Consider the following 24,179-nt stretch of genomic DNA (forward strand, 5'->3'; position numbering starts at 1 on the left):
GGTACAGCTTCGGGGAGGCGACAGGTGGCGGCCAGGTCAGACCTGGAAGAGGAGTTCCGCGAGTTCGTCGCGGCCCGATCCGCCGCCCTGCTGCGTACCGCGTATCTGCTGGCGGGGGACTGGGCGACCGCCGAGGACCTGTTGCAGACCGCGTTGACCAAGACGTACCTGGCCTGGAAGCGGCTCGGGGAGATCGAAGCGGTCGAGCCGTACGCCCGTCGGGTGCTGGTCAACACCGCGACGAGCTGGTGGCGGCGGCGCTGGCACGGCGAGCGCCCGACCGAGGTGCTGCCCGAGCGGCCGGCCCCGGACCAGATCGAGGAGCAGCTCGAACGGGACGCCCTCTGGCGGCACGTACGGACCCTCCCGGCCCGGCAGCGGGCGGTCCTGGTGCTCCGTTTCTACGAGGACATGACCGAGGCGCAGACCGCCGCGATGCTCAACATCTCGCCCGGCACGGTGAAGAGTCAGACCTTCCGGGCGCTCAACACGCTGCGCCGGCGACTCGGTGCGGAAGCCGGAGCGGAGGCGGCACTCGGCACGGAAGCGGCGATCACCGCCCGTACCGCTGCCGCCGGACCGGACGCGGCCCGGACCGACCCGCAGCCGCCCGCCGCGCGGTCCGAGGCGCCCGCACCCGCGCCGCGCCGGGTGCCGGCCGTGCCGCGCACCGCACCGGCGGCCCGACTGCCGGTGCCGGCGGTTCCGGGTGCCTCGGCACCGGCGGGCCCGGCGGCCCGGGCGGAGGGTCGATGACGATGCTCGAAGACTCACTGCGGGCCATGTTCGCCGACCGGACCCAGTCGTTGCCCTCGATCAACGATCCGGCCGCCGTCGCGATCCGTCGCGGACGCGCGGCCCGCCGCCGCCGGACAGCGGCCTCCTCGGTCGCCGCCGCGCTGGCGATGCTGGTCACCGTCGGCGGGATCGTGTCGCTGCGGGACCTCTCCGGCGGCAACGGCGGCCGGGAGAACCCGGTGATCGCCTTCAACGGCCAACCCGACGCCGAACCCACCGGCCCACCGGTCGAGCCCCGCCCCACCACCGACACCGGCATCGGCCTGGACCTGTGGGCCGGCGACCGGCTCTGGACCACCGACGGCCGGTCGCTCCCGCTGGCCGGGGTCGGCACGGTGACCCGGATCTACCGGGTCCCCACCGGCTGGGTGTACGGCGGGGCGGGCGGTATCCGGTTCCTGCGTACGGACGGCAGTTCGATCTCGCTCAGCGGCAACCGGGACCGGTGGGTGCTGAGCCCCGGCGGGGACCAGCTCGCCTTCGTCATCGAGACCGCGCTCTACGTGGCCCGGGTCAGCGATACCGGACTCGCCGTACGGACCAGGGTCGACGTGCCGACCGGCACCTCACCGGTGGGGTTCCTCGACCGGTCGGTGGTGGTGACCTCCGACTCCGGCGGCTTCGACGTCCTCGATCCCGCGCGGCCCCACCAGCCCAACTGGAACACCGACGTCACCGCGATCTACGGTCCCCACGGCGGCGTCCTGCGCGGGCTGGTGAGCGGGACCGGTGAGCAGCAGCCCTGCCTGGCCGAACTCCGCCCGACCGGCAACGGCCTGGCGGTCGAGCGGACCGGCACCTGCGCGCTGGACCTGGAACGCGGCACCACCGGCGACCGGACCACCCCGGACGGCGCCTGGCTCGCGGAAAGCCGGGCGGACGACGTACGCCTGGTCGACCTGGGCGGGGCGGTGGCCGGGCGGACCGAGACGGTCGCCTGTCCGGTCCGTACCACGGTCCCGCCGGCCTGGGCCGACGACCGGACCCTGCTCACCGCCGACGACCGGGGTGTGGTCCTGTGCCGGGCCGACGGCACCCAGCGGGTCGTGCCGCTGCCGGCCGGGGTCAGCGCGCAGTGGCAGTTCGTGCCGAAGCTGACCGCCGCCCAGCCGGCCCCGACGAACACCACCGCCCAGCCACCGCCCACGCCGACCTCGGTGCCGACCGACCGGTGACGACAACCCGGGATCCGGGTCGGGGCGTCCAACCAGTGTGACCCCGGGCAGGCTCGAACGTGTGCTGCGCGAGTGTCTGGCCGAGCGGGCCGGCACCGCGCCGGGAGCCGCCGATCCGCCGCCCGTGGCCGCGTACCGAGACCGGGGTCGCGCCGACGAGTTGAGCGCGACCGTACGGCTGCGGGGCCGGAGAATCCGCCGCAGACGTAACGCCGTCGCGGGTGCCGCGACCGTCGCGCTGGTCGGCGTACTCGCCGGGGTGGCCGTGCTGCCGATCGGGGACCCGTCGAGCGTCGTCCGGCCCGGCACCCTGGCCCTGCCGGTCGACGTGGTGGTCCCGGCCGGTCTGCGTACGGTCACCGGTGAACTGGTCGACCTCGCCGCGGTCGGACCCGTGGTGCAGGCGAGCCGAACCCCGGGCGGTTGGCTGGTCGTCGGGGCGCACCCGCCCGGCCGCTCCACCCTCTGGTACGTCCCGAACACCGGACCGCCGTCGCCGCTGCTGACCGACGTACGGGCGGCGGTGGTGGCACCGGACGGGCGGCGGGTCGCCTGGCGGGCCGGCGGCCAACTCCTCCTCGCCCCGGTCGAGCAGGGGCGGCTCGGCCCGGTCCGGCGCACGGACGCACCGGAGCGGGTCGTACCCGCCGGCTTCGTCGGTGCCGCCGTGCTGCTCCGGCGGCGTACGGTCGGTGCGGACGAGCAGTACGACCTGTGGTGGCCGGACCGGGGCGCGTACCGGAGGTCCGGCGGGGATCCGGCGATCACCATCTACGGACCGCTGCCGGACGGCCGTACCGTGGTCGGGCAGTTGCCGGCGGCGGACGGCGACCGCCCCTGCCTGGCCCTGCTGGACGCGGCCCGGGAACTGGCCCCGATCAGGGTGACCTGTGCGCTGCCGCTCGCCCCCGGCGGGCGCGGCACGATCTCCCCGGACGGCCGCTGGCTGGTCGCCAACGGGGTGTTCGAACACTGGTTCGGCGACACCGCCGGTGCCGGGAACGCGACGGCCGAACTCGCCCTGGTGATCGACCTGAGCACCGTGTTCGGGTCGGCGCCGGTGATCCGCGCGGCCGGGCCGAGGCTGGCCGGCCCGGTGGCCTGGACCGCCGGCGGGATCCTGCTGCACGCCGGGGACCAGGGCCGACTGCTCCGGGTCACCCCGGACCGGGTGCCCGGCCCCGACCCGGTCGTCGACCGGCTTCCGGTGCCCGAAACCGGGACGAACGACCGGCTCCTGGTGGTCTCCGGCGCCACCGGTTGACCGGTGCCGGGCGGTGCCGGTTCAGGCGACCGACCGGGGGGGCGGTTGTTGCCGGTTCGGGTGCCCGGCCGGGGACGTCCGGGCGGACGGTAGCCTGGTACCAGTGATCGCGTCCGCACCGAACCCCCTGCCCACGCCCGGTCCGGACGCCCGGATCGACCTGCACGCCCACTCGACGGCCAGCGACGGCACCCTCACCCCGGCCGAGCTGATGCGGGCCGCGGCAGACGCCGGGCTCGACACGGTGGCCATCACCGACCACGACACCACCATCGGCTGGGCGCCCGCGGTCGCGGCACTACCGCCGGGCCTGACCCTGGTACGCGGAGCCGAGCTCTCCTGCCGCTGGTACGGCACCGAGCCCTCGATCGCCCTGCACCTGCTCGCGTACCTCTTCGACCCGGACTCCCCGGAACTGGTCGCCGAGCTGACCCGGATCCGGGCCGCCCGTGAGGTACGTGCCGAGCGGATCGTCGAGTCGCTGCGGGCCGACGGGATCGACGTCGACTGGTCCGACATCCAGGCACGGGCGGCCGGCGGGACGGTCGGCCGACCGCACATCGCGCAGGCGCTGATCCGGGCCGGCCTGGTCGGCACCACCAGCGAGGCGTTCCAGCCCCGGTGGCTCGGCTGGCGTTACCGGGCACCAAAGGACGACCTGGACGTCTTCCACGCGATCCGGCTGGTCCGCGAGGCGGGCGGGGTGCCGGTCTTCGCCCACCCCCGGGCCACCCGGCGCGGCGAGGTGGTGCCGGACTCGTTGATCGTCGACCTGGCCGCCGCCGGGCTGTTCGGGCTGGAAGCCGATCACGAGGATCACTCGCCGACCGAGCAGGCGCACGTACGCCGGCTCGCGGCCGAGCTGGGGCTGGTGGTGACGGGTTCGTCGGACTTCCACGGCGAGCACAAGACCGTACGGCTGGGCGCGTTCACCACGTCGGTCCCGGCGTACGAGCGGATCGTGGCGGAGGCGAGCGGCGTACCCGTGGTTTCTTCGTCCTGATCGGTACCCGCTGGCTGCTTCGTCCTGATCGGTGGCGATGACTGCGGTGGCCTCGCGCACACCGACGTGGGATAACGCGGCGGGCCAACTACCGTGACCGGGTGGATCTCAAGCTCTTCGTGGAGGTGTTCGTCACCCTGCTGGTCATCATGGACCCGCCGGGTATGGTGCCGATCTTCCTCGCCCTGACCGGACCGCTCGCCGCCCGCGAACGGAACCGGGCGGCGCGGCAGGCGGTGACGCTCGCCCTCGGGGTGATCGTGATCTTCGCGGTCGCCGGGCAGACGATCCTCGAGTATCTGCACGTGTCGCTGCCCGCGCTACAGGGCGCGGGTGGGCTGCTCCTGGTCCTGGTCGCGCTCGAACTGCTGACCGGCAAGGCCGACGACCCCGGCCAGCAGACCACCTCGAACATCGCGCTGGTGCCGCTCGGCACCCCGCTGCTCGCCGGTCCGGGCGCGATCGTCGCGACCATGCTCTTCGTCCAGGGCGCCGACGGCTTTTCCGACCAGCTCGCCATCGCGCTCGGCATCGTCGCGGTGATGGCCGCGGTCTGGCTCACCCTCCGGTTCTCCGGCGGCATCGTCCGGGTGCTGCGACCCAGCGGCATCGAGGTGCTCACCCGGATCGCCGGCCTGCTGCTCGCCGCGATCGCGGTGCAGCTCATCGCCGACGCGGTCAGCGCCTTCGTCAAGGTCTTCCAACAGTCCTGACGCGCGTGGCGAACGGGCATCGACCGGACTGTCGGTGGGGGGTGGCAGGATCGGCACCGTGCGCAGACCGACCTCACCGGGTAACCGGGCCCCGCGCCCGCGCGGCAACCAGCCGGAGCAGTTGGGCTTCGAAGGGATGCCGGAGCGGCTCTTCGTCTGCACCCCGAGCAAGCTCGGCAGCTACACCGACTGCCCCCGCCGCTACCGCTACTCGTACCTCGACCGGCCGACGCCGGTCAAGGGACCGCCCTGGGCGCACAACTCGCTCGGCGCGAGCGTGCACACCGCACTGCGCAACTGGTACGCCCTGCCCGAGGCCAAGCGCCGACCGGAGGCCCTGCCGGTGCTGCTCAAGGGCACCTGGGTCGGCGAGGGATACCGCGACGACGAGCAGGAGCGGACCGCGTACCGCCGGGCCCTGCAGTGGCTGGAATCCTATGTGGACACGCTGGAGCCGGGTGTCGAGCCGCTCGGGGTGGAACGGGTGGTCGCGGTCAAGACCTCGGTGCTGGCGTTCAACGGCCGGACCGACCGGATCGACGCCCGGACCGGCCCCGACGGGCCCGAGCTGGCGATCGTCGACTACAAGACCGGCCGTACGGGCCTGGACGTCGACGACGCGCGGGGCTCGCAGGCACTCGCGCTCTACGCGTACGCCGCCGAACGGGTGTTCCGCCGCCCCTGCCGCCGGGTCGAACTGCACCACCTGCCGAGCGGCACCGTCGCCGCGTACGACCACACCCCGGAGTCGATCGCCCGTCAGGTGAGCCGGGCCGAGGACACCGCCCGCGACATCATGGCCGCCGAACGGGCGATCACCGACGGCACCGACCCGGACGAGGCGTTCCCGGTCGCACCGGGCCCCGGCTGCGCCTGGTGCGACTTCCGGCGTAGCTGCCCCGGCGGGGCCGGCGCCCCGGCCAAGGATCCGTGGTCGGCAGTCGAGCGCACCCTGCTCCCGGTGACACCGAACGGCCCCGGCGACAACTAGCCCCTCCCTCCGCTCACGCTCGGGACCGACCGGAGTCGTCACAGCCGGGCCTCACGTTAGGAGCCGGCCGGGGGCCTCACGGTAGGGACCGGCCGGGGTCGGCCAGGCGGGCGGCCCGCGCCTGTGCCGCCTGGTAGATCGGGCCCTCGATGTAGCGGCGCGGGACCGCGTTCAGCGCCAACCGCAGCGTTCGTGCGCCGAGTTCGGCCGACCGGTCCGTGGTCGGCAGGCCGAGCCCTCCGTAGAGCCGCCGGGCCCAGGACGGCAGCAGGCCGAACGCGGTGCCGGCGATCCCGAAGTAGGCCAGCCGGGCCGGACCGAGGCTGAGCCAGAGGCGGGTCGGCCGGCTCACCTTCCAGGGAATCGGCGGTGCGGTGAGGAACAGCGCGATCTCGGCCGCGTCCCTGGTCATCCGCAGGTGCGGTCGCATCTCCCGGTAGTAGTCGGCGACGGCGGCAGCCGTACCGGGCACGGTCTCCGGGTCGAGGCCGACCAGGGCCGCGGCCCGCCGCTGCTCGGCGTAGTACGCGTCGGTCTCGGCGTCGGACAACCGCAGACCGGCCCGCCGGGCGGTGCTGAGGAACGACTCCACCTCGGCCACGTGCACCCAGCGCAGCAGGTCCGGGGCGTCGATCCGGAACTCCTGCCCGGTCTCCGGGTCCGTGGCCCGCATCCGCGCGTGCAGTGCGGTCAACCGCCGCCCGGCCGCCTCCGCCTCGGCGGTCGTGCCGTAGACGGTGGTGCCGACGTAGCGAGCGGTGCGGACCAGGCGACCCCACGGGTCGGATCTGAAATCGCTGTTCTGGGCCACCCCGGCCATCGCCCTCGGGTGCAGCGCCTGGAGGTAGAACGAGCGCAGCCCGGCGACCAGCAGAATCGGCTCCCGATGCACCTTCCAGGTGACCGAACCGGGACCGAACAGGCCGAGGTCGTCGTCCGGGTCCGGTTCCGCTCGCTGGTCATCCGGGTTCATCAGCCAAGAGTGCCACCGTCGGTGGCCCCGGGTCGCGCGCTTGCCTCGGCGGCGGGGGCGCCGCTCGTACCGGTCGGCTACTGGTCGGCGGTGCGGTGCTGCTGGCAGTTCGGGCAGAGGCCCCAGAAGGTGACCTCGGCCTCGTCGACCTCGAAGCCGCCGGCGTCCTTCGGATCCAGGCAGGGCGCCGAACCGTGGACGCAGTCGACGTCCGCGATCTCCCCGCAGCTCCGGCAGACCACGTGGTGATGGTTGTCGCCGGCTCGTGCCTCGTACCGGGCGGGGCTGCCGGCCGGTTCGATCCGCCGGGAGAGACCGGCCCGCGACAGCGCCCCGAGTACGTCGTAGACCGCCTGGGTGGAGACGGAGTCGAGACGCTGGCGGACCCGTTGCAGGATCTCGTCGACCTCCAGGTGTCCACCACCGGCGAGCACCTCGAGCACGGCGAGACGAGGCCGGGTGACCCGAAGGCCCCTCGACCGCAGCATCTCCTCGCCCGTCATGACGCAATAACAGCACGGGTATGCGGGGCCATCAAGCCGTCGCCGATCGCGGTGGTGCGCGGCACACCCGCCGGCCCAGGTCAGCGGCGAGTTGGGAACCGGGGTGAACCGTACCGGCTCTGCCTTCGTGTACGACTGTTGAGGGAAGCGTTCCCGATCTATGCGTACCGTGGCTCGCGGTGTGGTCGGCCGCTGGAGGAGGAAATCGTGTTCTTGGAAATCATGGGCCTTCCCGTACATCCGTTGGTCGTGCACGCCGCGGTGGTCTTCGTACCGCTCCTGGTGCTGCTGGCGATCGGGTACGGGATCCTGCCCCGGTTCCGGGCCAAGACCGGCTGGGCGGTGGCGGTCCTGGCCGTGCTCGCGCCCGCCTCGGCGCTCTTCGCCAAGCTCTCCGGCGAGGAACTGCTGGAGGCACTGATCGCCAAGGGCTACCCGCCGCCGATCGTCGCCCAGCTCACCGAGCACCAGGAGTACGGCGACCTGCTGTTCTGGTTCAGCCTGGGGCTGGGCATCGTGACCGGGCTGCTGCTCTACGTCACCAGTGCCCGCGCCCGGAGCACCAACCTGCCGGGCTGGGTGGCGCTGGTGCTCACCGGCCTGGTGATCGTGCTGGGCGTGCTCAGCGCCGTCTACGTCTACCTGACCGGTGACTCGGGCGCCCAGGTGGTCTGGAACGGGGTGCTCTGACCCGTACCGGTCCCGGAAACGGCTCGGCGCATCAAGCACGGCTCGGCACGGCAAGCCGGGCTCAGAACAGCAGGCGGGAGCAGAGCAGGCACATCACCACGAGCAGGATCGCCCCGGCGATCAGCCCGATGCCGTACGTCAGCGTCCGGGCGCTCGCCTCCTGCGCTTCCAGGGCGGGCACGTTCTGGGGCGGCAACGGGCGCGGCGGCGCCGGCTGTACGTGTACCGGTGGCCGCCAGCCCGGTGCCGGCACCGCGCTCTGCGGCGGGCCGGGATAGCCACCCGGCCCCGATCCCCCCGGCACCCCCTGCGGCGGCCCGAACGCACCGCCCTGCGGCGGCCCGAAGTACGGCGCCGGTGGTACGGCCGGTGGTGCACCAGCCGGGCCACCGGCGAACGGGGACGGCGGTGGCGTCCCAACCGGGGCGGAGTACAGCGCCGACGCGGCGGTTGGCCGCCCGCCGTTGCTGCCCGTCCCGGGTGCCGGCGGGCTGCCGTCCGCCGGGGTCGTCGGCGTGCTGTTGCCGGCCGTGACGCTGTCTGCCGGGGTCGTCGGCGTGCTGTTGCCGGCCGTGACGCTGTCGCCTGCGGGGCGCGCGGACGCCCAGGTTGGTGCGTTGCTGTCTGCCGGGGTCGTGGGCGCGTTGCTGTCGCTGGCGGGGCGGTCGGACGCCGACGTCGGTGCGTTGCTGTCCGCCGCGGTCGTCGCCGGTGTGCCGGGGAGGTCGGCCGGAGGTGTTCCCGGCGAGCTGGTCGAGGGCTCGGCCGGCCGCCGCCAGAAGCTGTCGTCGATGGGCTCGTCGCTGGGGGAGGTCACGGCGTTCGACGCTACCCGAGCCATCGAGCCACGAGCCGACGCACGCCGGGGCACGTTCCCGACCGGTGCGCGGGCTCTCGGCCGGTGGGTGGGCTCTCAACCGTGGGTAGGCTACTGAGCGTGAAAAGGGTGGACGAGCCTCGGGCGGCCGGCGCGGGCCTGGACGGCGAGCGTACGGTCGATCTTTCCGACGACGATTTCGTGGTGATCCCCGAGCAGTCGGTCGACGACACCGACCGGGGCTGGGGCGAGCGTTCGAGTTCCAACGACGAGCGGCTGCTCGCCGACCGCCCACCGCACTGGGACTAGTCGGCGGCGGAGCTACTGCGCCAGGACCGTGATGGCGAAGCGGGTGCCGTCGGGCAGGGCGATCGCCCGATGTGCCTCCCCGGGCGGCAGGGCCAGATAGAGAGCGGTCGGTCCGTCCATCGTCGGGTCGGCGGTGAGCACGCCCAGGACCAGGGCGCGGGCGGCGACGAGGGCCGGTCCGGTCGATCGGCCACCGGCGCCGGTGGCGAGCAGGTCGACCCGGGTCCCGGGTCGTACGACGGCGAGTGCGGCCGGCTCGGCCAGCCGGATCGGCACCCCGACCGTGCCCGCCGGCAGCGGCAACGCCGCCCCGGCCGGCGAGCGTGGATCATCCGGCGATCGCGGACCGTCCGGAGTCCCCGGATCAGCCGGTGACCGTGGATCGCTAGGTGACCGTGGATCGCCCGGTGGTCGGGGACCGGCCGGCGAGGAACCGGACAGGTCCGGGGGTGCCGCGTCGGGTCCGGTTGCGGCGGCCTCGGGGCAGGACGGTTGCGGCTCGCGGGCATAGACCACCCCGGCGGCGAGGGTCAGCAGCAGCGCGGCCAGGGCGAGGCGGAGTGCCGTACCGCGGCGGGGCAGGGTCGGCCAGCGGGACGGGGCCAGCGACGGCGGTCGCCGTACCGGTCGGGATGGGGTCGCCATCGGTGGGTGCCTCCCGTTCGACCGGGCGTCCGGTGCGGGCGCACTCCGGTGGCAGGAGGCTAGGCGTACGGAAACCGGGCGCGCAGGCGCCCGGTTTCCCCTGTGGATAACTCGACGTGCTGTGGACAACCCCGGTGTCGGGTTGTGGATCTGTTATGCGGCGCTGCTGGACGAGGAGCTGCCGGAGCTGCCCGAGCTGCTCGTTCCCGCCGTCGACTTCGACGTGCTGCCGGACCCGTTGCTTCCGCCGCCCGAGCCGTTGCCGGACCCGCCGTTGCTCGAAGACGAGCTGCCGGACGAGGTCGAGCCGGACCCGGTCGAGGACTCCGACTTGGCCGAGGACTCGGACTTGGCCGGGGCGGCGCTGCCACCGGGGACCGTGTCAGAACCGGCCGACCGGGAGTCGGTGCGGTAGAAGCCCGAACCCTTGAAGACGATGCCGACCGAGTTGAACACCTTGCGCAGCCGCCCCTCGCAGGCCGGGCACTCGGTCAGCGGCGCGTCGGTGAACGACTGCACCGCCTCGAGCTGGTGGCCGCACGCGGTGCAGGCGTACTGGTACGTGGGCACGGACTCCTCCGGATCTTGCTTTTCGTTTGGCACTCGTCGTATTCGAGTGCCAATGGTGCGTCATCGGACCCATTCTCGTCCACCCGACGTGTCCGGCGTGACGCCCGCCCCGATCGGCCGGGCCGGACGGACCCGTCCGACTCAGCCGGGAGAGAGCAGACGGAACCCGTCCGACGGGGTGATCACGGCCCGTACCGGGCGGTCGTGGGGCTGGGCCGGCACCCGGTCGACCAGTTCGCCGTCGTGCAGCAGGGCCACGGTCAGCACGCCGGGCGCCACCCGTGCCAGCGCCCGGTCGTACGAGCCGCCGCCCCGGCCCAGCCGGATGCCGCGCCGGTCGACCGCCAGCGCCGGCACGATCACCAGGTCGGCGGCGCCGATCGCGTCGGTACCCCACCGCGCCCCGGACGGCTCGCGCAGCCCCCGGCCGGCGGCCACCAGCGTCCCGCCGTCCGCCCCGGAGCCCGCGTACCGGGCCCAGTCGAGGTCCAGGTCGGCCCGGAGCACCGGCAGCAGCAGCTCACCCCGCCGGTCGAGCCCTTCCGTGGCGGCTGCGGCGGGGTGAGCGGCGGGAGCGGCTGGAGCGGGCGCGGCGAGCGCTTCGAGCAGCCGGTCGGGCAGGTCCGGGCCGCCGGGTTCGGAGCCGACCGGCACGTACGCGGTGACCCGGCGCGGCGCGGTGCGGCGTACCAGGTGGGTCAGCTCGGCCTGGACGAGCGCGGCGGCGGCGACCCGGTCCGGGGCCGGCAGCGCCCGGCGGCGGGCGAGCAGGACGGCCCGGAGAGCGACCTTCTCCCCGTGCGTCCCATCAGTCACTTCCGCTTCATCCGGAAAATCCGGCACGTAACACTCCTGCGGTAACTCCAGTTGCCTATGTCGGGCTGTCTCAGCATCCCAGCAACGAACGCGGAACTTCCCGGGGGAAAAAGTGACGCTGCGTGGACGGCTGACCACCGCCTTCCTCGCCGTCGTGCTCGGCCCGGTCCTGCTCGGCGCGTTTTTCGCCGGCGGGACCGTCGCCGTGGTCAACGACCATCGGTCCCGGGAGCGGCTCGACCTCGCCGCCACCACCGTCCGGACCTCGGTCAGTGCCCTCTGCCAGCAGCTCTACGCGGCGGCCGACGCCGTCGCGGTGGCCGGCGACCCGGCCGGCCGGGTCGCCACCGCCCGCCAGGTGATCGCCCGGGGTCTCGCCGGCGCGATCCGGGTCACCGACGCGACCGGCGGCACCACCCTGGTCACCCCGGCCGCGCCGCCCGCGCCGTGGGCGGACTGCGCCGGCGGCTACCCGGTCAGCGCCCCGGTCCAGGCCCTGGCGGTACGGGTGGAGCTGCGCGACCCGGCCGGCGCTCCGATCGGCACGGTCTCGGCGGCCCAGCAACTCGACCCCGGATTCGTCTCCCGACTCGCGGCGGCCACCGGCACCGAAGTCACCCTCTGCCGGGGCGAGCCCGCCCCGGGGACCGCCATGCAGAGCACCGAGCCGAGGGCGAGCCGGGACGCGGTCCTGGTCGCCGCCAGAGGGCTGGACGGGGACGCGGTCGGTGAGACCGACGCCGGGAGGTACGTGCGGCGGGTCGGCCCGTCCCCCGGCCAGCCGCTGCCGCTGGTGCTCTCCGTACCGCCCAACCCGCCGCAGGGGATCTACGCCATCCTCGCCGGGGCGGTGCTCCTCGCCGGGCTGCTCGCCGTACTGGCGGCCTGGCGGCTGGCCCGCTCGACCACCCGCCCGCTGACCGAGTTGGCGTCCGCCGTCGACCGGGTCGCGGACGGGGACCTGACCGCCCGGGTGCCGGTGAACCGGCCGGACGAGGTCGGTCGGCTCGCCCGGACCTTCAACCGGATGACCCGCGAGACCCAGTCCTACGTACACGCCCTGACCACCAGCCGGGACCAGCTCCGGGGCCACCTCGCGCTGCTCGGCGACACCCTGGCCAGCACCCACGACCTGAACCGGATCCTCCAGGTCATCCTCCAGACCGCGCTGGTCGCCACCGGGGCGCGGGCCGGTCTGCTGCTCCTGCTCGACCCGGACAACGGCACCCTGGTCGGCCAGTGCGCCGAGGGGCTGGACGGTCTGCCGGGAGCGGATCCGGGCGCGGTACGAGTGCCGCTCGGGTACGGCGTACTCGGCACGGTCGCCGCCACCGGGGAGCCGCTGCGCGGCCGGATCGACCGGGACGGCCCACCCCGTTCCGGGTACGAGCCGAACTGCCGGACGTACGTGGCGGTGCCGTTCGCCGCACCCGGCTCGGCCGGTCCGCCGCCGCACCCGGCCGACCCGCTCAACCCGCCCCCGGCCGCCGCCACCGTCGGCGTGCTGGTCCTCTACGACCGGCACGGCTCCGACGACTTCGACGACACCGACCTGGTCACCCTGCGCAGCTTCGCCTGCCACGCGGCTGTGGCGGTGGACAACGTACGGGTGCACGAGGAGGCGCAGCGGCTGTCGCTGACCGATCCGCTGACCGGGCTGTGGAACTACCGCTACCTGAAGGAGTCGGTGCGGCGGGAGGTCGAGCGGGCCAGCCGGTTCGGCCGCATGATCAGCCTCCTGGTGCTGGACCTGGACCGCTTCAAGGAGGTCAACGACACGTACGGGCACGCGGCCGGGGACGTGGTGCTGACCGAGTTCGCCCGGCGGATCCGGGGGGTGATCCGTGAGGTCGACCTCGCGTTCCGGCAGGGCGGGGAGGAGTTCGTACTGCTGCTGCCGGAGACCGACGCGCGCGGGGCGGTCACCGTCGCCGAGCGGCTCGGCGCGGCGGTCCGGGACACACCGATCGCGATCCCCGCACCACCGGGATCGGTGTCGGTGGCCCCCAGGGCGCTCGTTCCGGTCACCGTATCCATCGGCATCGCCGTCTATCCGCACCACGCCACCACCGCCGCCCGGATGCTCGACGCCGCCGACGACGCGCTGTACGCGGCGAAGGCGGGCGGGCGGGACACCCACCGGGTGGCGGTGGCCGGCGACCACCCGGTGGTCCAGGAGATGCCCGTGCCGGCCGGAGCGGCGACGCCGGACGACGGACTGCCCCGGGCGGGCGGGCACCCCGGTCCGGCCGGTGGCGGCGCGTCTTCCGGGCCACACCCGCCGCGCCAGGGCCGTGGCCGATAGTCTCGCGGCATGTCGGAGCACTCAGCGTCCCCAGGAACGACCTCCAGCGCGACCCCCGGACGGGCCGTCAAAGCGGTGATCCCCGCGGCCGGACTGGCTACCCGGTTCCTGCCCGCCACCAAGGCGGTGCCCAAGGAACTGCTGCCGGTGGTGGACCGACCGGTCCTGCAGTACATCGTCGAGGAGGCCGCCGCGGCCGGAATCCGTGACGTCCTGCTGGTCACCGGCCGGGGCAAGACCTCCATGGTGGACCACTTCGACCGCTCGCCGTCACTGGAGGCGCACCTGGAGAAGAAGGGCGACCAGAAGCGGCTCGAAGCGGTACGCAGGCCGAGCGAGCTGGTCGAGATCTTCACCTCCCGCCAGCACGAGCCGCTCGGGCTCGGCCACGCGGTCGGGTGTGCCGAGTCGCACGTGGGGACCGAGGAGCCGTTCGCGGTGATGCTCGGCGACGAGTTCGTGGACCTGTCCGAGCCGCTGCTGCCGGCCATGCTCGACCTGCAGGCCCGGACCAACGGCATCGTGCTGGCCTTCATGGAGGTCAGCCCCGAGGAGACCAAGCGGTACGGCATCGCCTCGGTCGCGCCGGCCGAGGAGGGGCTGACCGACCTCGGCGAGGTGGTCCGGGTGACCGGCCTGGTGGAGAAGCCGGCACCGGAGGACGCCCCGAGCAATCTCGCCGTACTCGGCCGGTACATCCTGCCGGGCAAGATCTTCGAGGCGATCCGGCGTACCGGGCCGGGCAGCGGCGGTGAGATCCAGCTCACCGACGCCATGGCGACGCTGCTGGAGGAGGGGACGCCGGTGCACGCCATCGTCTACCGGGGCACCCGGTTCGACACCGGCATGCCGCTGGGCTACCTCCAGGCGGTGGTGCAGCTCGCCAGCCAGCGCGACGACCTGGGCCAGGAGTTCCGGCAGTGGCTGGCCGACTTCGTCAACTCGGATGCGTTCGGCGGGCGCAATACATGACAGCCACGGCCGATGCCGAGGCGGCCGCTAACGAGCTGACGCCGCTCGCCGACTACCTGGGCAGCACGCTGCGCAGGTTGCGAGCGCTGCCTCCGCTCGACCTCGACCTGACCCAGGCGTACGGGAACGTCCTCGCCGAGGACGTTCTCGCGCCGCACGCGTACCCGGCGTTCGACCAGGCGGCGATCGACGGGTACGCGGCCCGCTGGGAGGACCTCGCCGGTGCCGGTCGGGGCGGTGGCTTCATCCCGCCCGGCACCAGCGCGCCCGGTCGTCCCCGCCCCGGCGACACCCGACCGGTCCGGCTCAACGTCGTCGGTGACCTGGGGGCGGCGAGCTGGCGCCCGGTCCGGCTCACCCCCGGCTCCTGCTTCTCGGTGGCGGCCGGGTCCCCGCTGCCGATCGGCGCCGACGTCGTCGTACCCGTGGAGTGGACCGACCAGGGCATGGCCGCGGTGGAGATCTTCCGGGTGCCGAAACGCGGGTACGGGCTGCGCCGCGTCGGCGAGGAACTGCCGGCCGGCGCACTGCTCGCCCGCTCCGGCACGTACGTCTCGCCCGCGCTCGTCGCCGTCTTCGCCGCGACCGGTATCGGGCACGTGGTGGTCCGCCCCAGCCCCCGGGTGGTGATCGTGGCGACCGGTGACGAACTGGTCGAGGTGGGCCGACCCAGCCAGCCCGGCCAGGTCGTCGACACGAACTCGCACGCCCTGACCGCCGCCGCGGCCGAGGTCGGCGCGCTCGCGTACCGGGTCGGGATCTGCGACGACGACCCGGAGGGGCTGCGCGGGCTACTCGAGGACCAGACCCTGCGGGCCGACCTGATCATCACCACCGGTGGCACCGGCACCGGCCCCGGCGACATGGTCCGGCGCATCCTGTCCCGCCGGGACGCCGGCCGGGCCGGGCCGGTGACCTTCACCGAGGTGGCCCTGTACCCCGGTAGTGCGCTCGGATTCGGTACGGTCGGTGCCGAGGAGGTTCCGGTGGTCTGTCTGCCCGGTGAACCCGGTGCCGCGTTGATCGGCTTCGAGATGTTGGCCCGCCCGGCGATCCAGTTGCTCGCCGGGGCCGAGCCCGTGTTCCGGCCGAGCGTTCGCGCGCACCTGTTGGAGACCGTGTCGTCCCCCGGTGGGCTGCGGGAGTTCCGCCCCGCCCACGTCGCCGAGCGGCGCGGCGGCGGTTACACGGTCCAACCGCTGCGCGGCGGGCCGCACACCCTGGCCGGACTGGCCGAGGCGAACGGCCTGCTGGTGCTCGGGGAGCGCGTGACCACGGCGGCGGCCGGTTCCACGGTGGACGTCCTGCTGCTGGACCGGCGCCGATGAGCCTGATCGGGACACCGGGCTGGCCGGTCGCGCTCGCCGACGGTCCGGTGCTGCTGCGGCCGTACAAGCGCGGGGACGCGGCCTCCTGGTCCGAGGTGCGTCGGGCGAACCAGGCGTGGCTGGCCCCCTGGGAGACCGCTCCGCAGGGCGGCTGGGACGAACTCAACTCCCCGGTCGCGTTCCGGTACGTCTACCGGGACCAGCGCCGGTCCAGCCGTCGGGGCGAGAGCATGCCGTTCGCGGTCTGCCTGCGCGAGAACGGGCGGGAGCGCCTGGTCGGGCACATCAACCTGGGCAACATCGTCCGCCGGGCGTTCTGTTCGGCGTACGTCGGCTACTGGGTGGACGCGCGGGTGGCCGGGCGCGGGGTGATCCCGACCGCGTTGGCGCTCGTCACCGACCACGCCTTCGGCCCCGGTGGACTGCACCGGATCGAGGTCAACATCCGCCCGGAGAACGGCCCGTCCCGCCGGGTGGTGGAGAAGCTCGGCTTCCGCGAGGAGTCGTACCACCCCCGTTACATGCACATCGACGGCGCCTGGCGCGACCACATCGGATACGCGATGACCAGCGAGGAAGTCGCCGCCGAGGGTGGTCTGCTGGCCCGGTGGCACCGGATCCGTACCGTCACATCTTGATCATTGTTGCTGCTGGTAGTCGGCGCGGCGCACGGTGATCCTGGTGCACCGCCCGTAACCTGAAGTAACTGGATGTGTGGTAACCGTCCGGCGGTCGTAGCGACCCTGCCAGCTCGGCGGGTGTCCCGACGGCCGGCGGGGTTACCCGACGTGGGTGACGGGAGGGGTGAGGGTGCCGGCCTCGGTGCTCCTCGCCGTCCTCGCCGCCGCAGGTCTGCTCGCTTTCGCACCGGCGCTGGTTCGCCGGTACGACGCCACCGAGCGGCTGGTGGCGGAGCGGGCGCAGTCGACGGCGCGGGTGCTTCAGCGCCGCCGGCGACGCCGTACTGTTCCGGGTCGGCAGCCGGTCAATCCGTCGCGTGTCCTGACGGTTACTCTGCGCGGTGATCTGTCGGGCGCCAACAACCCGGTGTACGGGATGGCCGACCCCGTCTCCGCGCCCCCGGCCACCGGCCGACGGGCCAGCCGCCTGCGTGCCGTACCCCGGTCGGGATCGCGCCCGCGCCGCCGTCCCCCGGTCCAGCGGCACACCCCGGCCGTCTACCGCCGCCGCCGGGTCTTCGCCGCGCTCCTCCTGCTCAACCTCGCCGAGCTGATCGGTGTCATCGCGGTCAGCCCCGGCTTCTGGATCAGCTTCGCGGTCACCGGCGCACTGCTCGCCGCGTACGTCGTACACCTGCGCAACCGGGCCATCGCCGGACGCCGACGCCGCCGGATCCAGGCCCGGGAGGCGGCCTGGCTCGCCGCCCGACAGGCCGAGGTACGCCGCGAGCAGGCCCGCCGCGCGGCGGCCCGCCGGGAGGCGCAGCGCAGACTGGCCGCCCAGCGGGAGGCGGTACGCCGCGCCGCGATGGGCCTGGACCGGCCGGACGACCTTCCGGCGGCGGCCAGCGGTGGCCGGGCGCGTGCGTCGGTCTCCTACCGGCGCTCCGGTGGCCTGCGCGGTCGCCCGTACGAGGCCGGGCGCGGCTCCCACTCCGCCTGAGCGTTTCCAGGGTGGGACGGCTCCGGCACGCCGGGGGCGGATTCGCCCGCCGGGTGCCGTACCTGTTAGCCTTGGCGCCGGTTCGCCGTTGAGATTCGGACGGCGGGTCGGTCGCCCGGCGCAAGTCGGGCGGGGGGCTGTGGCGCAGTCTGGTAGCGCACCTCGTTCGCATCGAGGGGGTCAGGGGTTCGAGTCCCCTCAGCTCCACCAAGAAACAGCAGGTCAGGGACTGGTTTTCGGAAGATCGAGAACCAGTCCTTCATCATTTTTCCGGCTGGCATCCGTGGGGCGGAACCCGCTCCACTTCTTGATCTTCGGTGGAACCTGGTCGACCCACCCGCGTGAGGTACAGTTTTCTGTACTTACCCTGGAGGTGGTCGTGCGGACCGTGAACTTTACCCAGCTACGGCAGAACCTGGCCGCCGAACTCGACAGCGTGATCAATGACGCGGAGGAAGTGGTGGTGACCCGGTCGGGCCACGATCCCGTGGTGATCGTGCCGCTTGCGGAGTACGAGTCGATGAAGGAGACCGAGTACCTCCTGCGAAGCCCGAGCAACGCCGCTGCTCTGCGCCGATCTATGGCGGAGCTTGAGAAGGGCGATGCGGCCGAGAGGGATCTCATCGACCCGGCGACCGTGCGGGACGTCGCGTGAGGCTGGTCTTCACCGCGACGGCGTGGAGCCAGTATCTCAGCCACACAGACCGTAAGTTGGTCAAGCGCATCAATGACCTCATCGCGGACGTGATGCGCAACGGATATGAGGGCATCGGCAAGCCGGAGCCCCTTCGGGGGGAGCTGTCCGGCTTCTGGTCGCGGCGGATCGATCGGGAACACCGGCTGGTGTATCGGATCAGCAAGGACGACGTCGAGATCGTCGCCTGCCGTTACCACTACGTTGACCGGTAGCGGCCTGGGCTGGAACCAGGAGCATCGGTCGTCTGGCCACCGAACCTCGGGACGCGCGAAGTGAGGCTTCGCAGCGGCAGCGGGTCACCGGCGGCCAGCTTTGGCCCGGACCGATGTTCTGGGCGGTCGCACAGACGGAGGTCCCGCGGGCGACGGCCGGGATCACCCCGGCGAAGCCGACGTTGCCCAGGCCCGGCTCGGGTCGGTTGGCCACCAGGGTCCCGGCGATCGTGTTGTTGATCCGCAGCGTGACGGTGACGTTCGGGCCGTCGGGGTCGCTGGCCATCCCGCTGACGAAGACCCCACCGGGCACCCGCCGGGCGCCGAGGATGCTGCCGTCCGGGTCGTGGTTGACCGGGTCCGGGTCCTCGAAGCAGATCGGCGGCGGGTTCGGATCGTCGCAACTGGGTGGGATGGCGTGCGCGGCGGTTGGCGCCAGGAGCATCGCCGCCAGGCCGGTCGCCACGACCAGGGGCAGGCAGGCCACCCTGGCCAGGCTTAGGTGTCGCATGTCGATCTTTCCTCTCGGTACGGCAGGCCGGAACGCCGATGGGCGGCCGGCTCGAAGATCCACCGTCCTGGGTGGACAGCCGGTGGCGAGAGGGATACCAGCATGGCGCGAAAGTGGCTCGCAATCGCGTTCTGTGGCCGGTGCGGGCGCCCGTACCAGTCATATCCGGACCCGCGTTGCGATTCGGCCCGCACTTCTGACGGCTTCTCGACGCTGCCGGCACTGTTACCCACGCCACGTACGCCCGGTTCGAGTCCGCTTTCCGACGCCCGCCGCGCACCTCGGTACCCGATGGCTGAGGGCCCGGCCGCTGGTAGTCGGCCGAGCCCTCAGCGATCACGAGAACGTACGGGTCAGGTGCCTTCGGCGACCAGGAACGAGTACCAGTTGGATTCGTAGCTGACGCTGCCGTCGGCGCGGACGGCGTACACCTCCAGTTCGTGCCAGCCGCTGGTGGTGGGCGCCCAGGTGATGGTCGCCCGGCCGTCCTGGCCGGCGGGGACCTCGGTCGGTTCGGCGCCGTCGAACGAGTACCGGTAGGCCGAGGTGTCGGTCCAGCCGGCCACCGGAGTGAAGGTGAAATCACCCGGAACCCCGACCCCACCGCCCGCCGTGCCCGGCGGGTAGACCGTCGACCGTACGCCGGGGCGCTGGCCGAAGTAGTACGTCCAGTTCGTCGAGTCCGACCGGAACCCGTTCGCGCCCCGGCTGCGTACCTCGACCCGGTGGCCGTAGGTGTTGGTGGCGGGGAAGAACAGATGTGCCACCCCGTCGGCGCCGGCTGGCAGCGTCTGCGGTTCGCCGCCATCGAGCTTGTACTCGTATCCGGTCACGGTCAGGCCGGTGGCGGGGGACAGTCTCAGGTGCACCTGGCTGCCCCACTCCGGTGGGCCGTCGACCACCGACACGTTCGGCGCCGAGAACGGTACGTACATCTCGTACGTCGCCCACGGCGAGCTGTTCCCGGCCAGGTCGAGCGCGTAGACGTACAGCCGTTGGAATCCGCTGCGCTCCGGGCTCAGGGACACGGTGACCGACCCGCCCGGCGTGTTGGCCCGGACGGTGTCAGGCCGGTCGAACGGCTTCGTGCAGACGAGTTGACCGAGCGGCTCGCTGTACGAGCAGCCGGAGACACCGGGCTCGCTCCAGGAGTACGCGAAACCGGCGACGTCCCGGTTGCCGTTGCCGGAGAAGGTGAACCGACCCGGCACGCCCACCGGTGCGAACTCGCCGGTGTCGGCGTGTGGGTAGTTCGACGAGCTGACCATCGGGGTCGGCGGGCGGGTCACGTCGTACGTGAAGTAGCACTTCTTCGACCATGCGGAGAGGTCGGCACCGTCACCGGCCCTGGCCTGCCAGGCGTACGTCACGCCGTCGACCAGTGCGTTGGCGGGCACCGCTGCCCCGTTGGCCCGGCCGGACGTGCCGAAGTCGCCGGTGAACTCGGTCCGCTGCCGTGGCTGGTCGACGGGCCAGATCGCCGCCGTGGTGAGGATGGCGCGCTCGTCCCACGCGTCGGCGTCGGTGCCGACCGCCTGAATGGAGTTGGCGAAGGAGCCGATCCGTGGGTACGGCTTCGACGTGGTGCACGGGAAGCCGCCGTTGTAGAGATGGTTGTTGTCGACCGTCGGTACCGAGTTGAATTGCACGCTCAGCCGTACCGGGGAGTACCAGTACAGCTTGCGGCCGTAGGTCGGGTCGTTCTCGTACCGCTGCGGCACCCGGATCTCGAAGGTGATCCGCTGTTGCCGCTGCCGGACGGCGTCCTGTACGGCGGCGCTGACGTCGAGGTTGAGGTACTGGCTCGGGCATCCGTCGGGGGTGAGGATCTCGTCGGTCCTGACCAGCGGTTCCGGTGCCCGCTTCCAGGTGGGGGTGGCGTCGACCGGCTTGGTGCGCCAGATCTCGATCGCCCGCTTCGAGCAGTCGGCGGCGCTGCTCTCCCGGAGGAAGATCGAACCGCTGTAGATCTTCTTCCCCTGGTACGCGCTCAGGTCGAAGGTGGCGTACACCCGCGAGGTGTGTCTCACCCCCGCCGCGTCCCGCCAACTGCCGAGCGGTAGGTCCTCGTTCCCCGCGTCGTAGGCCGTCTTCGGATGGGCGGAGTCGGTGTAGCCGAGTTGCACCGATGCTGGCGTTCCGTTGTGCGGCGCGGCGTTGGCGGCGCCCGACGTGGCGAAGACGGCCAGTCCGCCCAGCCCGACAGACAGGGCGAGCAGCGGGACCAGCCCTTGGCGTGGCACGCGTCCGATCACTGTGGACTTCCTCCCCGTGGCTCCCGCACCCCACGCGCGGGATCTCAGCCACATTGAAGGCCATCTCCGCAATCCGGCAGCTCAGCGGCTCGGTCGAGGGCCGCTGGTTAGCATCTGGTGACGACCGCCGGCCGCGGCTGGTCGGGTCCGGAGCGGAGAGAGGGCGGCCGAACATGATCACCCGAGCTGATGTCGACGCGGCGGCGGTACGGATCGCCGGGCAGGTGCGGCGTACTCCGCTGATCGAGGTCGATCCGGGGACCTGGGCCGGGCCGGGTTGGTTCAAGTGCGAGTTCATGCAGCACACCGGCTCGTTCAAGGCCCGGGGTGCGTTCAACCGGGTGCTCGCCGCCCGCGAATCCGGCGAACTCGACCCGGAGGTCGGCATCGTGGTCGCCTCCGGTGGCAACGCCGGCCTGGCGAACGCGTACGCGGCTCGGGCGCTCGGGGCGCCGGCCACGGTCTTCGTGCCGCTGACCGCGCCGGCCGTGAAGGTGGCCAAGCTCCGGGCGTACGGGGCGACCGTGGTCCAGCACGGCAACGAGTACGCCGAAGCGTACGAGGCGGCGCTGAAGGCGGTCGCCGAGACGGGGGCGGTCCACTGCCACGCGTACGACCAGCCGGAGATCGTCGCCGGTGCGGGCACCGCCGGCAGTGAGTTCATAGACCAGCTCGACGGGGAGGTCGACACGATCCTCGTCGCGGTGGGCGGTGCCGGGCTGATGGCCGGTGTCGCCGCCGCCGCCGAGGGAGTGGCCCGGGTTGTCGCGGTGGAGCCGGTGACCATCCCGACACTGCGTGACGCGCTGGAGCGGGGCGGGCCGGTCGACGTACCGGTGTCGGGGATCGCCGCCGACTCGCTCGGCGCCCGGCGGGTCGGCGACATCGCGTACGCGGTTGCCGTCCGGACCGGCGTACGCAGCGTGTTGATCTCCGACGACGACCTGGTCGACGCCCGGCGGCAGCTCTGGGACCGGTGGCGGATCGTGGTCGAACACGGCGCCGCCGCCGCGTACGCCGCGCTCGCCTCGGGCGCGTACCGCCCGGAGCCGGGTGAGCGGGTCGGGGTGCTGCTCTGCGGGGCGAACACCAACCCGTCCGATCTCTGACCCGGCGGGGACAGCAGGCCAGGGAGGTACGGCGGATGCCGACGAGGGTGGTCCGGCCGGTCGAGCCGGGGGATCTTGACGAGGTGGCGGGGATCTACGCCCACTACGTGACCGGGAGCGTGGCGACCTTCGACGAGACCCCGCCGACCCCCGCCGACTGGCGGCAGAAGGCGCAGACCCTGCGCGGCGCCGGGCTGCCGTTCCTGGTGGTCGAGGTCGGTGGGGAGTTGGCCGGATTCGGGTACGCCAGCCAGTGGCGCCCCAAGCCGGCGTACCGGCACAGCGCCGAGAACACGATCTACCTTGCGCCGGGGCGTACCGGTGCCGGGCTCGGGTCGCTGCTGCTCGGCGCGGTGCTGGACGGTTGCGCGGCGGCCGGCGTACGGCAGGTCATCGCGGTCATCGCGGACACCGGCAGCGACGCCTCCGCCGCCCTGCACCGAAGGCACGGCTTCGTCGAGGTCGGCCGGCTCCGGTCGGTCGGCTTCAAGCACGGCCGGTGGATCGACACGACGATCTTCCAGCGTGATCTCACCGCCGGGTGAGGCGGTCCCAGACTCCCGGTGGTTCGAGCTGGTCGCCGGTGTGGAGCGGCCCACCGACCGGTGGCTGCTCACCGACGGTCGCGGTCACCCGACCGTGTTCGGCGCCGGCCGAGAGCTGCCTCGGTACGGGCGGGATCTCGGTGTCGAGCCGTACCTCCAGGCCCGGCCAGCCGATCACCTCGACATCCCGGGCGGCCCGCAGCGTCGTCGTACCGGTGTCGAGCGGGCCGCGTACGTCGGCCACCTCCTGCCCGGCCGTGACCACCGTGTGTACGCCCAGCGCGGCGGCGGCCGAACGGACCAGCGGGGTGGTCGCCCGGAACACCGCCCGGAGTTGCTCCGGGGTGTGCGCACCCGGCTGCCCCAGCACCGCGCCGACAACAAGGAGGCTGGTGGTGCCGACCTTCACCACGGCGGCGAAGGTGAAACAGCCCCCGGCCTCGTCGGTCGAGCCGGTCTTGACCCCCACCACGCCGTCCCGCCCGAGCAGGTCGTTGTAGTTGGTGATCGTCCCCTCGACCGGGACGGTCGCCTTCGACTGGGCGACGATCTCCGCGAATGCCGGGAGGGCCATCGCCTTCCGGGTCAGGATCACCTGGTCGACGGCGGTGCTCACGGTGTCCGGGGCGAGCCCGGCCGGGTCCGTGTACCGGGTGTTGACCATGCCGAGCCCGGTCGCCATCGCGTTCATCTTGTCGACGAACGCGGCCACGCTGCCCGCGTCCCAGGCGGCCAGGATCCGGGCCATGTTGTTCGCCGACGGCAGCATCACCGCCTGCAACGCCTGCCGCTGGGTGAACTGCGCCCCGGCGGCGACCCGGATCAGCGACTCGCCCCGCGCCTTCTCCGCCGGGTACGCCGCGGCCTGCGCCGCGCTGACGGTCAGGCTCGGCCCCGACTCGCCGACACCGAGCGGATGATCGGTCAGCACCACGTACGCGGTCATCACCTTCGCCACGCTGCCGATCGCCACCGGGGTCGGGCTGCCGAAGTTGCCCAGGTCACCGAGGCCCTCGATGGAGACCGCGGCCTGCCCGGTCGACGGCCACGGCAGCTCCGGCGCGGTGCCGGGGATCCTGGTCGAGGCGGGCAGGATCGGCTCGGCGGTCGGCCTCGGCGGGTCGTGCCAGAAGGGCTGGCTGACGAACAGCCCGATCGCGACGAGCACCAGCGCCAGCGCGGCGGGCAGGAGCAGCTTCAGCCGTCGCGAACGGCGTTGCGCCGCCGCGTACGAGGCCGACTGGTACATGAGCGGTGTTCCTCCCGAGGCGAGACAGCCGTAGGCGCTGACGAATCTGATATTGCCGCTGGTCGTGGGCCCGGTGGGGCATCATCGACAGATTGACTCCGGCGGG

At 73.0% G+C, this 24,179-nt stretch carries 26 protein-coding genes, 1 tRNA gene and 1 pseudogene; 19 read left to right on the forward strand and 9 right to left on the reverse strand.

Annotation, left to right across the window (positions count from 1 at the left end; genetic code table 11):
* The first annotated feature begins 24 nt into the window (after positions 1–24).
* From OIE47_RS16875 to OIE47_RS16900, 6 genes are all read left to right on the forward strand, one after another.
* Positions 25–756 (forward strand): SigE family RNA polymerase sigma factor, encoded by a 732-nt coding sequence (locus OIE47_RS16875; protein ID WP_326562433.1) that lies wholly within the window; start codon positions 25–27, stop codon positions 754–756.
* A complete protein-coding gene (locus OIE47_RS16880) occupies positions 753–1,973 on the forward strand; it encodes a hypothetical protein (RefSeq protein ID WP_326562434.1) in 1,221 nt (406 codons plus the stop codon). The genes OIE47_RS16875 and OIE47_RS16880 overlap by 4 nt, the downstream gene beginning before the upstream one ends.
* A 61-nt stretch (positions 1,974–2,034) precedes the next feature.
* Positions 2,035–3,237 carry a hypothetical protein gene (locus OIE47_RS16885; RefSeq protein ID WP_326562435.1) on the forward strand — a complete coding sequence of 401 codons (1,203 nt, stop codon included), beginning with the start codon at positions 2,035–2,037 and terminating at the stop codon, positions 3,235–3,237.
* Between the two features lie 106 nt (positions 3,238–3,343).
* Positions 3,344–4,240 carry a PHP domain-containing protein gene (locus OIE47_RS16890; protein ID WP_326563131.1) on the forward strand — a complete coding sequence of 299 codons (897 nt, stop codon included), beginning with the start codon at positions 3,344–3,346 and terminating at the stop codon, positions 4,238–4,240.
* 101 nt (positions 4,241–4,341) lie between these two features.
* Complete coding sequence (locus OIE47_RS16895; protein ID WP_326562436.1) at positions 4,342–4,953, forward strand: MarC family protein; 612 nt, start codon at positions 4,342–4,344, stop codon at positions 4,951–4,953.
* 58 nt (positions 4,954–5,011) lie between these two features.
* Complete coding sequence (locus OIE47_RS16900; RefSeq protein ID WP_442792111.1) at positions 5,012–5,944, forward strand: RecB family exonuclease; 933 nt, start codon at positions 5,012–5,014, stop codon at positions 5,942–5,944.
* A 76-nt stretch (positions 5,945–6,020) separates the two neighbouring features.
* On the opposite strand, the gene OIE47_RS16905 is transcribed toward OIE47_RS16900, so the two are convergent.
* Both OIE47_RS16905 and OIE47_RS16910 read right to left on the reverse strand, forming a co-directional pair.
* Complete coding sequence (locus OIE47_RS16905; RefSeq protein ID WP_326562437.1) at positions 6,021–6,917, reverse strand: oxygenase MpaB family protein; 897 nt, start codon at positions 6,915–6,917, stop codon at positions 6,021–6,023.
* Positions 6,918–6,994: 77 nt separating this feature from the next.
* Positions 6,995–7,420: a Fur family transcriptional regulator gene (locus tag OIE47_RS16910; RefSeq protein WP_326562438.1), complete on the reverse strand. Its 426-nt coding sequence runs from the start codon at positions 7,418–7,420 to the stop codon at positions 6,995–6,997.
* A 207-nt stretch (positions 7,421–7,627) separates the two neighbouring features.
* Between OIE47_RS16910 and OIE47_RS16915 the strand changes: the two genes are divergently transcribed.
* The gene (locus OIE47_RS16915; RefSeq protein ID WP_326562439.1) at positions 7,628–8,110 is read left to right on the forward strand and encodes a DUF2231 domain-containing protein; all 483 of its coding nucleotides are present in this window, start codon (positions 7,628–7,630) and stop codon (positions 8,108–8,110) included.
* Positions 8,111–8,171: 61 nt separating this feature from the next.
* Here the strand turns inward: OIE47_RS16915 and OIE47_RS16920 are convergent, their stop codons facing one another.
* On the reverse strand, positions 8,172–8,927 hold the full coding sequence (locus tag OIE47_RS16920; protein ID WP_326562440.1) for a hypothetical protein: 756 nt from the start codon (positions 8,925–8,927) through the stop codon (positions 8,172–8,174).
* A gap of 120 nt (positions 8,928–9,047) precedes the next feature.
* Here OIE47_RS16920 and OIE47_RS16925 point away from each other — a divergent pair, with 120 nt between their 5' ends.
* Positions 9,048–9,236: a hypothetical protein gene (locus OIE47_RS16925; protein ID WP_442792112.1), complete on the forward strand. Its 189-nt coding sequence runs from the start codon at positions 9,048–9,050 to the stop codon at positions 9,234–9,236.
* Positions 9,237–9,248: 12 nt separating this feature from the next.
* Here the strand turns inward: OIE47_RS16925 and OIE47_RS16930 are convergent, their stop codons facing one another.
* Complete coding sequence (locus OIE47_RS16930) at positions 9,249–9,881, reverse strand: flagellar biosynthesis protein FlgA (protein WP_326562441.1); 633 nt, start codon at positions 9,879–9,881, stop codon at positions 9,249–9,251.
* Positions 9,882–10,002: 121 nt separating this feature from the next.
* Between OIE47_RS16930 and OIE47_RS16935 the strand changes: the two genes are divergently transcribed.
* Positions 10,003–10,296: a hypothetical protein gene (locus OIE47_RS16935; protein WP_326563357.1), complete on the forward strand. Its 294-nt coding sequence runs from the start codon at positions 10,003–10,005 to the stop codon at positions 10,294–10,296.
* 14 nt (positions 10,297–10,310) lie between these two features.
* On the opposite strand, the pseudogene OIE47_RS16940 reads toward OIE47_RS16935, so the two are convergent.
* Together OIE47_RS16940 and OIE47_RS16945 are read right to left on the reverse strand one after the other, a co-directional pair.
* Positions 10,311–10,484: pseudogene (locus OIE47_RS16940) on the reverse strand (FmdB family zinc ribbon protein); the annotation flags it as partial.
* A gap of 108 nt (positions 10,485–10,592) precedes the next feature.
* Positions 10,593–11,294 carry a 5-formyltetrahydrofolate cyclo-ligase gene (locus OIE47_RS16945; protein WP_326562442.1) on the reverse strand — a complete coding sequence of 234 codons (702 nt, stop codon included), beginning with the start codon at positions 11,292–11,294 and terminating at the stop codon, positions 10,593–10,595.
* A gap of 85 nt (positions 11,295–11,379) precedes the next feature.
* On the opposite strand from OIE47_RS16945, the gene OIE47_RS16950 reads away from it, so the two are divergent.
* From OIE47_RS16950 to OIE47_RS16985, 8 genes are all read left to right on the forward strand, one after another.
* A complete protein-coding gene (locus OIE47_RS16950) occupies positions 11,380–13,572 on the forward strand; it encodes a sensor domain-containing diguanylate cyclase (RefSeq protein WP_326562443.1) in 2,193 nt (730 codons plus the stop codon).
* A 9-nt stretch (positions 13,573–13,581) separates the two neighbouring features.
* Positions 13,582–14,544: a UTP--glucose-1-phosphate uridylyltransferase gene (locus OIE47_RS16955; RefSeq protein ID WP_326562444.1), complete on the forward strand. Its 963-nt coding sequence runs from the start codon at positions 13,582–13,584 to the stop codon at positions 14,542–14,544.
* Positions 14,541–15,872, forward strand: a complete 1,332-nt coding sequence (locus OIE47_RS16960; RefSeq protein WP_326562445.1) for a molybdopterin molybdotransferase MoeA — start codon at positions 14,541–14,543, stop codon at positions 15,870–15,872. Before OIE47_RS16955 ends, OIE47_RS16960 begins: the two co-directional genes overlap by 4 nt.
* Positions 15,869–16,510 (forward strand): GNAT family N-acetyltransferase, encoded by a 642-nt coding sequence (locus OIE47_RS16965; RefSeq protein ID WP_326562446.1) that lies wholly within the window; start codon positions 15,869–15,871, stop codon positions 16,508–16,510. The genes OIE47_RS16960 and OIE47_RS16965 overlap by 4 nt, the downstream gene beginning before the upstream one ends.
* A 166-nt stretch (positions 16,511–16,676) precedes the next feature.
* Positions 16,677–17,495: a divisome protein SepX/GlpR gene (gene sepX, locus OIE47_RS16970; protein ID WP_326563134.1), complete on the forward strand. Its 819-nt coding sequence runs from the start codon at positions 16,677–16,679 to the stop codon at positions 17,493–17,495.
* Between the two features lie 133 nt (positions 17,496–17,628).
* Positions 17,629–17,705, forward strand: a tRNA-Ala gene (locus tag OIE47_RS16975).
* 169 nt (positions 17,706–17,874) lie between these two features.
* The gene (locus OIE47_RS16980) at positions 17,875–18,150 is read left to right on the forward strand and encodes a type II toxin-antitoxin system Phd/YefM family antitoxin (protein ID WP_199757668.1); all 276 of its coding nucleotides are present in this window, start codon (positions 17,875–17,877) and stop codon (positions 18,148–18,150) included.
* Complete coding sequence (locus OIE47_RS16985; protein ID WP_326562447.1) at positions 18,147–18,404, forward strand: Txe/YoeB family addiction module toxin; 258 nt, start codon at positions 18,147–18,149, stop codon at positions 18,402–18,404. Before OIE47_RS16980 ends, OIE47_RS16985 begins: the two co-directional genes overlap by 4 nt.
* On the opposite strand, the gene OIE47_RS16990 is transcribed toward OIE47_RS16985, so the two are convergent.
* Both OIE47_RS16990 and OIE47_RS16995 read right to left on the reverse strand, forming a co-directional pair.
* Positions 18,349–18,915, reverse strand: a complete 567-nt coding sequence (locus tag OIE47_RS16990) for a hypothetical protein (RefSeq protein WP_326562448.1) — start codon at positions 18,913–18,915, stop codon at positions 18,349–18,351. The two genes, OIE47_RS16985 and OIE47_RS16990, sit on opposite strands and share 56 nt — an antisense overlap.
* A gap of 353 nt (positions 18,916–19,268) precedes the next feature.
* Positions 19,269–21,170, reverse strand: coding sequence for a DNRLRE domain-containing protein (locus tag OIE47_RS16995; RefSeq protein WP_326562449.1), 1,902 nt, complete (start codon positions 21,168–21,170; stop codon positions 19,269–19,271).
* 173 nt (positions 21,171–21,343) lie between these two features.
* Between OIE47_RS16995 and OIE47_RS17000 the strand changes: the two genes are divergently transcribed.
* Both OIE47_RS17000 and OIE47_RS17005 read left to right on the forward strand, forming a co-directional pair.
* Positions 21,344–22,279: a threonine/serine dehydratase gene (locus OIE47_RS17000; RefSeq protein ID WP_326562450.1), complete on the forward strand. Its 936-nt coding sequence runs from the start codon at positions 21,344–21,346 to the stop codon at positions 22,277–22,279.
* A 35-nt stretch (positions 22,280–22,314) separates the two neighbouring features.
* A complete protein-coding gene (locus OIE47_RS17005) occupies positions 22,315–22,824 on the forward strand; it encodes a GNAT family N-acetyltransferase (RefSeq protein WP_326562451.1) in 510 nt (169 codons plus the stop codon).
* On the opposite strand, the gene OIE47_RS17010 is transcribed toward OIE47_RS17005, so the two are convergent.
* A complete protein-coding gene (locus OIE47_RS17010; protein ID WP_326562452.1) occupies positions 22,811–24,073 on the reverse strand; it encodes a D-alanyl-D-alanine carboxypeptidase family protein in 1,263 nt (420 codons plus the stop codon). The two genes, OIE47_RS17005 and OIE47_RS17010, sit on opposite strands and share 14 nt — an antisense overlap.
* Positions 24,074–24,179: the final 106 nt, after the last annotated feature.

Origin of the sequence: Micromonospora sp. NBC_01796, from assembly GCF_035917455.1 — a bacterium.
Lineage (GTDB): Bacteria > Actinomycetota > Actinomycetes > Mycobacteriales > Micromonosporaceae > Micromonospora_G.

Coding starts and splice junctions, on each gene's coding strand:
- OIE47_RS16905 (WP_326562437.1), bottom strand. CDS start 6,917: ATGAACCCGGATGACCAGCGAGCGGAACCGGACCCGGACGACGACCTC.
- OIE47_RS16910 (WP_326562438.1), bottom strand. CDS start 7,420: ATGACGGGCGAGGAGATGCTGCGGTCGAGGGGCCTTCGGGTCACCCGG.
- OIE47_RS17000 (WP_326562450.1), top strand. CDS start 21,344: ATGATCACCCGAGCTGATGTCGACGCGGCGGCGGTACGGATCGCCGGG.
- OIE47_RS16930 (WP_326562441.1), bottom strand. CDS start 9,881: ATGGCGACCCCATCCCGACCGGTACGGCGACCGCCGTCGCTGGCCCCG.
- OIE47_RS16955 (WP_326562444.1), top strand. CDS start 13,582: ATGTCGGAGCACTCAGCGTCCCCAGGAACGACCTCCAGCGCGACCCCC.
- OIE47_RS16990 (WP_326562448.1), bottom strand. CDS start 18,915: ATGCGACACCTAAGCCTGGCCAGGGTGGCCTGCCTGCCCCTGGTCGTG.
- OIE47_RS16960 (WP_326562445.1), top strand. CDS start 14,541: ATGACAGCCACGGCCGATGCCGAGGCGGCCGCTAACGAGCTGACGCCG.
- OIE47_RS16965 (WP_326562446.1), top strand. CDS start 15,869: ATGAGCCTGATCGGGACACCGGGCTGGCCGGTCGCGCTCGCCGACGGT.
- OIE47_RS16880 (WP_326562434.1), top strand. CDS start 753: ATGACGATGCTCGAAGACTCACTGCGGGCCATGTTCGCCGACCGGACC.
- OIE47_RS17005 (WP_326562451.1), top strand. CDS start 22,315: ATGCCGACGAGGGTGGTCCGGCCGGTCGAGCCGGGGGATCTTGACGAG.
- OIE47_RS17010 (WP_326562452.1), bottom strand. CDS start 24,073: ATGTACCAGTCGGCCTCGTACGCGGCGGCGCAACGCCGTTCGCGACGG.